A 10,581-nucleotide genomic window follows, 5' to 3' on the forward strand; every position below is an offset into this window, starting at 1 on the left:
GTTCCTCGGCGTCGTCGCGCGGCAGGAACCCCTGACGCATACGTCGCCCGCCGCTCATTTTCCGAGCGGCGGGCGACGGCTGCCCGAGCTTTCACGTCAATCGATGACCTTGACGATCTTGCGCGTGCCTGGGTCGACGACAACTGTGCGGTTGTCAATCACGACATAACGATATTTGACGCTCGGGACCTCATGAAGCTCGACGGTGTCAGGGAGCGTCGAGCCGATATTGAGCTCCACCCCAGGGATTTTCACCGAGGCCAGCGGCTGCTTTTTCACATACTCCCTGATGACCGTTTCCTGCTCCGGCTCGATGACAACGTCTTGCGCCGCAACGGCGCCGACGCCTGCCAGCAGCAACAGTCCCGCCACCGCAGTGGAAAAATGCATTCTCATGGTCGTCTCCTTTGCGAACTCGGTCCGCTCTTCGCGCCAAGGCTCACTCGAACGGAAGGCAGTTGAAAACGTTCCGTCGACGGGGCTTCGGTCCCGCCCGGCAGGGACCAACCGACGTGTTGCCGCAGGACCTAAGTCTGATCCTTGCGCGCAAAGGGTGAGTTTGTCGCGTGACCCGGAACCGCGGCGGCGCGTGGCCGTTGCTGGCTGCACGTTCCGGGAGGATTCCATGGAAAAAGTCGACGGTTGCTCGCACCGATCTTGGCTGTTCCATTCCGATCGAACCCGGCATCTGCGCAGCCCTGTCCCTTCCTGCGCCGATAGGGTTCGCGCGTCACTTTGTGGCGGGCGAACCCTCAAATTGCTGCGTGCTTCTGACCAAAGTTGACCCCCTGAAGCGAAGAGAAGGGGCGAGGAGAAGAGAAATGGCCGACGACAAGAGCAAGCGAGACTTCAGCGACCGCAATCGCGTTTCGGCGGATGAGTATTATGAGGTCGAATATTTCGCGCGCGAAAATGGTGTTTCGCCCAGCCAGGTGAGCAAGCTGATCAAGAGGACCGGTGGCGACCGGATGATCCTCTCGCAGGCGGTGAAGGCATTGCGCGCGCGCAAGTGAGATAGCGGCGAAGCCAACGGTGGAAAGGTACTGATCACGATCGGCCGAGATCCCGGCCAGCTATCGACAACGTGCCCGGATGCCGCCGCTTCGGCCAAGCGCAATGCCCCGTTCCGACGATCAGGGAACGCTATATGTCGATTTCCCGCTGGTCAGGAAAGAAGCTCTTCGCACATTGGCCGAGATGGCCAGGGATGGCCTTCCTCACCGCAGGATTGCAGTCAAAGTCCGGGACGACCGTGGCGGTCTGGTCCTTGAAGTGGCTTTGACCTTTGCCGTCGAAACGCGGCACTTCGACGAGCGGATTTTCCAGATCGACTTGCGCAGGAAGTGACGCCTCGATCGTCATCGCTCCGACCACGAGATTTCTGGTGCAGCCGGCATCTTCCCTAGACCGGAACATTAGAAGTCTCTAATTGTTATCCTAAGCAGCGGGAACCTCCCGGGTTTCTGCTGCAGATCGGGGTGCAACCCGGTCGGCCCGCGCCCTCCGCCAGAGGCGCGGGCTTCGTTTGTTTAGCCGATGCGCAACGCCGTTCGGCAGCAGCATATTGGAAACCTGCGGGAGCACTCGTAACATCAGTCGCTACCGTGGCGCCCTGGGCGCCCAGGCAACGGAGCCCGTCGTCCGACAGGGCGGCGGGCTTTTTTGACGCGGGTCGCTCCTCACGCAACCGGTGGAATTCTGGCCGGCGCCGCTTCGGGTAGCATGGGGTAAGGTGCCCTGACGCAGCGCCGGCCAAGCGGAAATCAGGTCCGCCGCAGCCAGATAGTAGCCGCACTGGCGCAACACGTAATTGCGTGATCGCGGAAGCTACACCAATGCAGAGCACTGCCAGCAGCCCCGGCCTGTCCAGTGGCTGAACCGGGGCATTCATTCATTCTGACGATGCACCGGACGCCCGGACGGCGGAGATTGGACGCCGCGCTCGCTCTCGATTCGCCGGCCGGTGGTGTTCCCCTGCAGATTTTCGGACGAAAGGCCATTCTATCCTTGTTGCGCCTGGATTCTTATCAGATCGTGGCAAGAATTGCCTTTCCCGCCGCGTTTGCCGGCGTTCTGCTGTTCGCCCTTCTGCCGGAGCAACTCCTGCAGGGTCTTGGCCTGGCTTTCACGTTTGATCACGACAAGCTCAATCACGGCGCCGCCTTCGTCGTCCTTGCGGCTCTCGGAAGTCTCGGCTGGCCGGAACACAAGGCGAAGCTGATCGTGCTCCTCGCTCTCACGGGCGCAGCGATCGAGGGTCTTCAGGCCGTGCAACTGATAGGGCGCGACCCGGATCTATTCGACTGGGTGGCCGACTGCGCGGGAATCGCGTGCGGACTGATGGTCGCAGGCTGGGCAAAGCGGCTCGCCGGCGGATTGCCATAGCTCGAAAGCGCATGACAGAATCGGCGCGACCGTGCCCCAACAAGGGGAAAATGGCCGGCGCCACTTGGGGGGCGCGTTGGGGTAAGTTGCCTGATGGGGCGCCGGCCAGGCGGAAAAATCAGGTCCGCCAGAAAGTAACATAGCAGGAATGGCAATGCGCGGCAGTAGCGTGATCGCGGAAGGTCCGTGTTCGCGCCTCCGGTGCGGTGACCCGTTTTGGGTCAACAATTCTGGCACCCGAATTGCACTGTAGGCAATGCCGGGAACCCCGGCAATCGTCCCCGAATATGGGGCCTCGCCGCTTCGCAAATGGGGCGGCGGGCCTTTTTGCAGGACGCCGCCAAGCGGCCGATCAGCGGCTTAGCTGATCGCGGTTGCTTGCCTCATTTTTCCCTCCAAGTGTCTATTCTCACAAGAGAAATTCTAACACCCACAAGCATCGGTGCTTGACATAGGTTTCGACGACTGGATAAGTGGATACACAGATACGCTTCGATTGGACCCAGGACATGGCAGCAGACGCAATCGAGCCGTTGGGCATCACGACCGCCGAGGAGGAGGCTTATCGCCACATCCAGCGGGCCCTGAGGATGGGGCGTTATCGGGCGGGGGATCGGCTGATCCCGGAAGAGATCGCGACGGAAATCGGCATGAGCCGCATGCCGGTTCGCGAAGCATTCCGCCAGCTGGCCGCGGAAGGTCTTGTGGTCATTCGCCCGAACCGTGGCTGCATCGTCGCTGGGCTTACCCTCGATGAGATCTACGAAACCTTTGAAATACGCTCGGTGCTCGAAGGGCTGGCTGTGAGGCTTGCCATGCCGCACATCGATGTCGAAGTGCTTGAAGAACTGGAACGCCAGCTCGACCGCATGGAGCGCGCCAGCCAGACCGGCAGCAGCGACTGGGTCGTGCGCCACCAGGCCTTCCATCTGCAGATTTGCCAATTGAGCAACCGGCCCAAACTGGTCCGGCAGATTGCCAGCCTGCATGTGGTGATCGAGCCCTACCTGCGCATCTGGTTCGACTATGTCGACAAGCCAGCCAGCGCGCGCGCCGAGCACGAGATCCTGATTGAGGTGTTGCGGTCAGGCGATGCCGGCAAGGCAGAGATCGTCATGCGGGACCACATCGTCGAGACGGCGCCGCTTCTGGCCAACTTCGCAAGTCCCGGCCGCCGCTAGAAAATACCATCTAAACTCGTTGAAGCCGAAAGATAATCCGGCACGACGAAAGGGAACTGCCATACCGGCAAAAGAGGAGAATGACATGAAAATTAGCCGCATCGCAGCCATTGCGTCGGTCCTGTTCGGCCTGGTCCAGGCCGCCATTGCGCAAGAAACACCAAAGGCAATTACCATTGCCACCGAAGGGGCCTACGCGCCCTGGAATTTCACAACAGCCGACGGCAAGCTGGATGGCTTCGAAGTCGATCTCGCCAATGATCTGTGCGGGCGAATGAAGATCGAGTGCAAGATCGTCGCACAGGACTGGGACGGCATGATCCCCGCGCTGACCGTCGGCAAGTTCGACGTGATCATGGCGAGCATGTTCATCACTGAAAAACGTCTGAAGGTCATCGACTTTACCCAGCCATATGCGGTGGATCCTTCAGGTTTCGCGGTCGCCAAGGATAGCGAACTGGGCAAGCTCGGCATTTCCAACGAGCGGTTCAAGCTGGAGAATGAAGCCTCTGCGCAGGCGGCAATCGACAAGCTCAAGCCATTGCTGAAGGGAAAGATCATCGGCGTTCAGGCCGCAACGGCGAACCTGGAATTTGTGAAAAAATACTTCTCGGACGTCGCCGAGATTCGCGAATACAAAACCACCGAGCAACACGATCTCGATCTTGCCGCGGGTCGCATCGACGCGCTCTTCGCACAACAGACAGCGCTGGCTGCCACGCTGAGCAAACCGGAGTTCAGCGATTATACGCTTGCAGGACCGGGATTTGTCGGGGGGCTCTTCGGTCTTGGCTCCGGTGCCGGTATCCGCAAAGAGGACACCAAGCTGAAAGACATGCTCAACGGTGCCATCGACGCGGCGATCGCCGATGGCACGATCAAAACCCTGTCGCTTAAATGGCTCAAGAGCGACGTCACTCCAGTCAAGTAGGCGCTTTAGGCGAACGGCCATTCCTGACCGCGTTCCGGAGCTGAGCCGTTCGCCCTGCCGGGGGTATCAATGGTTGACGCAATCCGGCTGCTTGGTTTCCACCACGGAGGTTGGGGGGCTGCTCTTCTCATGGCGGCCTCGGTTACAGTGCTCCTGTCTGTGCTGGGCTTTGCGCTTGGCGCTGTGTTCGGTGGGCTGGCAGCGGCCGGGCGTCTCCGCAACTCCAAGGTATTGAGGTTCTTGGCCCTCGGCTATTGCACCGTTTTCAGAGGCGTGCCCGACCTTCTGACCATTTATCTGCTTTACTATGGAGGAAGCGTCGCCCTGACCTCGCTTGGTCATAGCCTGGGCGGGTCCGGATTCGTCGGCGTTCCAGCCTTTGCCACTGGAACCTTGGCTATCGCCATCATCTCGGGCGCCTATCAGGCAGAGGTCTATCGAGGGGCTTACCTCGCCATCGACCAAGGACAGCACGATGCCGCTTGCGCGCTTGGTCTCAACCGGCTGCAGCGGCTGCGACAGGTTATGTTTCCCCAGCTCCTGATGTACGCGCTGCCAGGTCTCGGCAATGTGTGGCAGTTGGTTCTGAAGGACTCGTCGCTGATATCGGTGATCGGCCTCGTTGAACTGATGCGCCAGGCACAGATCGCTGCAGGTTCGACCCGTGAACCGTTCATCTTCTACATTGCTGCAGCCTTGCTCTATCTGGCTATCGCTTCCGTCACGGGCCATGCCTTTTACCGTCTGGAACGAAGGGCGCCGTGGCGCGTCCGGTCGGCATGATAGATTTCGGTTTTTTCCTCGAAATCCTGCCGAAGCTCCTTGCTGGCCTGCCGCTTACGATGGAACTGGCCCTGACTTCCATTGTTGTCGGCTTCGTTCTTGCCGTCACATTGGCGCTTGCCCAGCAATCGGAATCGCCCTTCGTCGTCTTGCCGATCCGTGGCTTCGTTGCCGTGTTCAGGGGCACGCCCCTGCTGGTGCAGATTTTTCTGACCTATTATGGCCTTGGTCAGTTCCGCCACCAACTGTCGGCAATTGGATTGTGGGCCGTTTTCCGCGAACCCTACTGGTGCGCAATCATCGCGCTGACACTCAACACCACCGCCTATGGCAGCGAAATCCTCCGCGGCGCGATTCAATCGGTGCCACGCGGCCTTGTCGAGGCGGCCCGGTCTGTCGGCCTGTCCACCTATCTGACCTACCGGCATGTCATCCTGCCGCTGGCCTTTCGCCAGGCGCTGCCGAGTTACGGCAATGAAATCATCCTGATGATCAAGGGCACGTCTCTGGCTTCCATCGTGACCTTGATGGAGGTGACTGGAATTGCCCAGGGATTGATCTCCCAGACCTACCGCGCCTTTGAAGTCTTCATCTGCGCGGGCGCCATTTATCTCACTTTGAACTTCGCGATCATCCGTGCCTTGGCGGCACTCGAATACTGGATGTCGCGGCATCTGCGGCACCGCCCCTCGACGATGAGCGACGCCGCCTCTTGATCACGATCAGAAGGGCATAGCATGCGAAATTTTGAGAAACCAACGCGCTCGGTCGTCGTTTCACGCAAGGCCATGGCCGCCACCTCTCATCCGTCGGCGACCCTGACGGCAGTGGAGATCATGGCGGCCGGCGGCAACGCCATGGATGCCGCCATCGCAGCCTGCGCGGTGCAATGTGTCGTCGAGCCAGCCTCGACCGGCATTGGAGGCGATTGCTTCGCTCTTCTGTCGCGAAACGGATCCGATGAGGTCATCGGCTACAACGGATCGGGCAGGACACCCGCCGCCCTCACAATTGACTGGTTCCTCGAACGTGGCATGGCCGAGGTGGCCCGCAATTCTCCTGGCTCTGTCACCGTTCCGGGAGCCATCGATGCCTGGACCAGATTGCACGCTGATCATGGGCATATGCCCTTCGATCAAATCCTGGCCCCCGCTATACGTTTCGCCGAGGAAGGCTACGCCATTTCACCGCGGGTCCATCGAGACTGGGCGTTGGAAGAAGAACTTCTGGCCTCCGATGTTACCGCGAAACGGATTTTCCTGCCAAACGGTCGCGCGCCACGCGTTGGCCAAGTGCACCGCCAGCCTGAGTTGGCCGCAACGCTGCGGCTGATCGCCGAGAAGGGACGAGAGGCTTTCTACACTGGCCCTGTGGCCGAAGACATGGTCGCCTATCTTCGTGGGCTCGGCGGATTGCACACACGCGAAGATTTCGCCTCGGCAACAGGCGAGTACGTGACCCCGATCAGCACGGCGTTTCGAGGCTGCGATGTGTTCGAATGTCCGCCGAATGGCCAGGGTGTGATCGCCTTGCTGATTCTAAACATCCTCTCGCGCTTCGAAGCTCACGGCGACCCCCAATCCGCGGACCGGCTTCACCTGGAAATTGAAGCGACACGCCTCGCTTACGCCGCGCGTGACCTGCTCGTCGCCGATCCTGATACGTCCGAGGTCCCGGTGGCCGACATGTTGTCGAATGCTTGGGCCGATCATCTGGCCGGCATGATCGACCTAAAGCGCGCCCGCGCGGACCTGCCGGCGTTCGACATGCCGCTGCACAGCGACACGGTCTACATTTCCGTTGTCGACAAGGATCGTAATGCGGTCAGTTTCATCAACTCGGTCTTCGACAGCTTTGGCTCGGGCCTGGTCTCTCCACGCTCCGGTGTCGTCTTGCACAATCGCGGGCAAAGCTTTTCGCTTGACCCCAAGCACCCCAACGCAGTGGCGCCGAACAAGCGACCTTTGCATACCATCATACCCGGGATGCTTGCGAGAGACGGCCGGGCAGAAATGCCTTTCGGCGTTATGGGTGGCTACTACCAGGCAATGGGCCACGCGCACCTGCTGACGAAGGTTCTGGACTTCGGGATGGATCTGCAGGAGGCGATTGATCTGCCGCGGGTCGCCCCCGTCAGCGGCACCATGCACGTCCAGGCCGAACACGGGCTCGCTGGCGAAACCGCAGCTGAACTTAGCCGGCGCGGTTTCGAAATCATTCCTGCCGCGGACCCGATCGGCGGTGCGCAGGCTATTCGCATCGATTGGGCAAACGGGACCCTGCTGGGCGGTTCCGAGCCGCGCAAGGACGGCTGCGCCCTCGGTCTGTAGGGTGGCCAGAGCGGGATCCAAGATGCTGAAGAGTTCTTCATCGACATTTGGCCGGCGTCGCTGGCGCCATGGTCCAGATAATTCTTGCACGCCGTCGACAATCCGCTCGGCGCGAGGTTGTCACCCATGTCTTAGGTACAAACTGTTACCCATGTCTCCGGGCCGTACAGGGAAAAAATGGTGCCCAGAGGCGGATTCGAACCACCGACACGCGGATTTTCAGTCCGCTGCTCTACCAACTGAGCTATCTGGGCCTGCTCCGGCGGGCGGCAATCTGCACACCGGGTTCATGAAAGCGCCGTCGGCACCCCTTGAAAGCGCGTGGGTTATAGCACGGGAATTCGGCCTGTCCAGCGCTTAGAGCATGATCCCGAAAAGTGGAATCCGGTTTTCGGAAAAGATCATGCTCCAACAAAAGGCATGATCGCGAAAAGTGGAATCCGGTTTTCGGAAAAGATCATGCTCAAACGAAAAGCCAGAGCCTGTTCCGTCCGATTCTATCCGGGTGGAACAGGCTGGACATTGATTTCAGGCAGAAACGATTTGCCCTCAATGCAGGCCAGTTCACCGGCGCGGTCAGGGCGGGCAAGCCGCCCCAAGCTTGTGGAAAACCGCAGGCGGATGGCGCTATTTCTGGTCGTTGTTGTCGTCCTCGTCGTCGCGGCCCGGGATGACGTAGACACCCTTCAGCCAGCGGTTGAGGTCGATGTCCTTGCAGCGGGTCGAGCAGAACGGATAGGTTTCGCGCGCCGATGGCTTGCCGCATTCGGGGCAGGGCCGCTTGGGCCGCAGTGGCGTGACCTTGTCGTCCGAGCTCATAGCCGCGCACCCGACAGCCAGTTGGCGTGCACCTTAAACCCTTCGCCGCTCAAAAGCGCCACCGTCTCGTAGAGCGGCAGGCCGACGACGTTGGTGTAGGAGCCGACAAGCTTGACGACGAAGGCGCCGGCAAGCCCCTGGACGCCATAGCCGCCGGCCTTGCCGCGCCATTCTCCCGACGCGATGTAGGCCTCGATCTCCTCGCGCGGCAGCCGCTTGAACCGCACCCTGGTCTCGACCAGCCGCAAGCGCTGCTTGCCGCCCGGCGTGATGAGGCAGATGCCCGAATAGACGCGGTGCGAACGGCCGGACAAAAGCCCCAGGCAGTTGGCGGCGTCGTCGAGCGTCTCGGCCTTGGGCAGGATGCGCCGCCCCACCGCAACCACCGTGTCGGCCGCCAGCACGAAGCTCGGCAGGTAGTCCGTCTCGGTTTTCAGCGAGGCCAGCGCTTTCTCGGCCTTCTGCGTCGCCAGCCGCTTGGCCAGCGAGCGCGGGTGTTCGGCGCGCAGCGGCGTCTCGTCGACATCGGCCGGCAGAACGCGGTCCGGCTCGATGCCGGCCTGCTGCAGCAGCTCGATCCGGCGCGGCGAACCCGAGGCAAGCACGAGCTTCTGCAAAATGCCCATCGCGATCCCGGCCGGGTCCTTGAACTTACTTGAAGCGGTAGGTGATGCGGCCCTTGGTCAGGTCGTAGGGCGTCATCTCGACCAGGACCTTGTCGCCGGTCAAAACGCGGATGCGGTTCTTGCGCATGCGGCCGGCCGTATGGGCGATGATTTCATGTTCGTTTTCGAGCTTGACCCTGAACATCGCGTTGGGCAGCAGTTCCGTCACGACACCCGGAAACTCGAGGACTTCTTCCTTCGGCATTCGATACCTTTGCTTGGATGGGTACTTCCAGCGCCCCGGCCGGAAAGTTGCGCGGAACCTATATGATAAACGTCCGCTTGTGAACATGCTTAATCCGCGGCGTTTTCAGCCCCGTTGCCGAGAAAACGGCGGCCGATCCGCGCCTTCAGCCGCTCGCGCACGTCGCGGTAGGCGGCCATGATTTGCTCGCGCGTGCCGCTGACGCCGGTCGGGTCGGGCATCGGCCAATACTCGACTTCGACGGCCAGCGAGCGGGTGAGCTCGAGCGCGGTGTGGTGGGCTTCCGGCGCCAGCGTCACGATCAGGTCGAAATAATCGTCCTCGAGGTCGTCCATCGTTCTCGGGTGCCGTTCGCCGAGCGACAGCCCTTCTTCGGCCAGCACCGCATCGACGAACGGATCGCGTTCGCCGCCGCGCACCCCGGCCGAGGCGACGAAGGTGGTGGGCGGAAGCACCTTGCGCGCCAGCAATTCGGCCATCGGCGAGCGCACGGCGTTCATGCCGCAGACAAACAGGATCGAGCGGGGCAGGATCGGGCGGGGCAGCGGGGCGGCCAGTTCAGCCTCGCCAGTGCAGCACGCAAACCAGCGTGAACAGCCGGCGCGCCGTGTCGAAGTCAATCTCGATCTTGCCGGCAAGCCGGTCCATCAGCGTCTGCGAGCCTTCATTGTGCAGCCCGCGCCGGCCCATGTCGATCGCCTCGATGTGGCTGGGCGTCGCGGTGCGGATGGCATCGTAATAGCTTTCGCAGATCATGTAGTAATCCTTGACGATCCGCCGAAGCGGCGTCAGCGACAGGATGTGGGTGACCACGGCTGCGCCGTCCTCGCGCGCCACCGCGAACACCAGCCGGGATTCGGCCAGCGACAGTTTCAGCCGGTATGGCCCGGCGCCGTCGTCATTGACCGGCTGGAAACGGTTCTCCTCGATCAGGTCGAAGATCGCCACCGCCCGCTCATGCTCGACATCGGGCGTCGAACGGCCGATCGTCTCGTCGAGCTCGACATCGATCAGCCTGGCGCGGGTTTGGTCGTAGTCGGACATTTCTACATGTTCAGCCGGATGCCGACGGAGCGACCATGCGCATCGAGACCTTCCGCCTTGGCCAGCGTGATCGCCGCCGGCGCCAGTGCCCGCAACTGCTCCGGCCCGAGCTTCAGGATCGACGTGCGCTTGACGAAATCGAGCACCGAAAGCCCGGACGAAAAGCGCGCCGAGCGCGCCGTCGGCAGCACGTGGTTGGAGCCGGCGACATAGTCGCCGATGGCTTCCGGCGTATGAC

Annotated in this window: 15 protein-coding genes and 1 tRNA gene; 7 read left to right on the forward strand and 9 right to left on the reverse strand. The window is 61.4% G+C overall.

Going from position 1 to position 10,581, the window contains the following annotated elements:
• Positions 1 to 96 precede the first annotated feature (96 nt).
• Positions 97 to 396, reverse strand: a complete 300-nt coding sequence (locus E5W70_RS26265; RefSeq protein WP_292663959.1) for a DUF1236 domain-containing protein — start codon at positions 394 to 396, stop codon at positions 97 to 99.
• Between the two features lie 425 nt (positions 397 to 821).
• On the opposite strand from E5W70_RS26265, the gene E5W70_RS26270 reads away from it, so the two are divergent.
• Positions 822 to 1,013: a DUF3606 domain-containing protein gene (locus E5W70_RS26270; protein WP_292663960.1), complete on the forward strand. Its 192-nt coding sequence runs from the start codon at positions 822 to 824 to the stop codon at positions 1,011 to 1,013.
• A gap of 130 nt (positions 1,014 to 1,143) precedes the next feature.
• Here E5W70_RS26270 and E5W70_RS26275 read toward each other — a convergent pair whose 3' ends face one another.
• Positions 1,144 to 1,362 carry a hypothetical protein gene (locus E5W70_RS26275; RefSeq protein ID WP_292663962.1) on the reverse strand — a complete coding sequence of 73 codons (219 nt, stop codon included), beginning with the start codon at positions 1,360 to 1,362 and terminating at the stop codon, positions 1,144 to 1,146.
• 567 nt (positions 1,363 to 1,929) lie between these two features.
• Here E5W70_RS26275 and E5W70_RS26280 point away from each other — a divergent pair.
• From E5W70_RS26280 to ggt, 6 genes are all read left to right on the forward strand, one after another.
• Positions 1,930 to 2,385, forward strand: a complete 456-nt coding sequence (locus E5W70_RS26280; protein ID WP_292663964.1) for a hypothetical protein — start codon at positions 1,930 to 1,932, stop codon at positions 2,383 to 2,385.
• 509 nt (positions 2,386 to 2,894) lie between these two features.
• Positions 2,895 to 3,566, forward strand: a complete 672-nt coding sequence (locus E5W70_RS26285; protein ID WP_292663966.1) for a GntR family transcriptional regulator — start codon at positions 2,895 to 2,897, stop codon at positions 3,564 to 3,566.
• Positions 3,567 to 3,651: 85 nt separating this feature from the next.
• Positions 3,652 to 4,497 (forward strand): transporter substrate-binding domain-containing protein, encoded by an 846-nt coding sequence (locus E5W70_RS26290; protein WP_292663968.1) that lies wholly within the window; start codon positions 3,652 to 3,654, stop codon positions 4,495 to 4,497.
• A 69-nt stretch (positions 4,498 to 4,566) separates the two neighbouring features.
• Entirely contained in the window at positions 4,567 to 5,280 is a 714-nt protein-coding gene (locus E5W70_RS26295; RefSeq protein ID WP_292663970.1) for an ABC transporter permease subunit, read from the forward strand.
• Positions 5,277 to 5,996, forward strand: coding sequence for an ABC transporter permease (locus E5W70_RS26300; protein ID WP_292663981.1), 720 nt, complete (start codon positions 5,277 to 5,279; stop codon positions 5,994 to 5,996). The genes E5W70_RS26295 and E5W70_RS26300 overlap by 4 nt, the downstream gene beginning before the upstream one ends.
• 21 nt (positions 5,997 to 6,017) lie before the next feature.
• Entirely contained in the window at positions 6,018 to 7,610 is a 1,593-nt protein-coding gene (ggt, locus tag E5W70_RS26305) for a gamma-glutamyltransferase (RefSeq protein WP_292663971.1), read from the forward strand.
• 178 nt (positions 7,611 to 7,788) lie between these two features.
• On the opposite strand, the gene E5W70_RS26310 is transcribed toward ggt, so the two are convergent.
• The 7 genes from E5W70_RS26310 to E5W70_RS26340 form a co-directional block, all read right to left on the reverse strand.
• A tRNA-Phe gene (locus E5W70_RS26310) sits at positions 7,789 to 7,864 on the reverse strand.
• 373 nt (positions 7,865 to 8,237) lie between these two features.
• Positions 8,238 to 8,429: a DNA gyrase inhibitor YacG gene (gene yacG / locus E5W70_RS26315; protein WP_292663973.1), complete on the reverse strand. Its 192-nt coding sequence runs from the start codon at positions 8,427 to 8,429 to the stop codon at positions 8,238 to 8,240.
• Positions 8,426 to 9,055 (reverse strand): Maf-like protein, encoded by a 630-nt coding sequence (locus tag E5W70_RS26320; RefSeq protein WP_292663975.1) that lies wholly within the window; start codon positions 9,053 to 9,055, stop codon positions 8,426 to 8,428. Before E5W70_RS26320 ends, yacG begins: the two co-directional genes overlap by 4 nt.
• Positions 9,056 to 9,080: 25 nt before the next feature.
• Positions 9,081 to 9,299, reverse strand: coding sequence for a translation initiation factor IF-1 (gene infA, locus E5W70_RS26325; protein WP_006200926.1), 219 nt, complete (start codon positions 9,297 to 9,299; stop codon positions 9,081 to 9,083).
• Positions 9,300 to 9,388: 89 nt separating this feature from the next.
• Positions 9,389 to 9,856: a low molecular weight phosphatase family protein gene (locus E5W70_RS26330; protein ID WP_292663983.1), complete on the reverse strand. Its 468-nt coding sequence runs from the start codon at positions 9,854 to 9,856 to the stop codon at positions 9,389 to 9,391.
• A 1-nt stretch (position 9,857) separates the two neighbouring features.
• Positions 9,858 to 10,343, reverse strand: a complete 486-nt coding sequence (locus tag E5W70_RS26335) for a UPF0262 family protein (RefSeq protein WP_292663977.1) — start codon at positions 10,341 to 10,343, stop codon at positions 9,858 to 9,860.
• A 2-nt stretch (positions 10,344 to 10,345) separates the two neighbouring features.
• A partial coding sequence (locus E5W70_RS26340; protein WP_292663979.1) for a histidinol dehydrogenase occupies positions 10,346 to 10,581 on the reverse strand: 236 nt, incomplete at its 5' end.

Origin of the sequence: Mesorhizobium sp., from assembly GCF_005063415.1 — a bacterium.
In the GTDB taxonomy this organism is placed as follows: Bacteria; Pseudomonadota; Alphaproteobacteria; order Rhizobiales; family Rhizobiaceae; genus Mesorhizobium.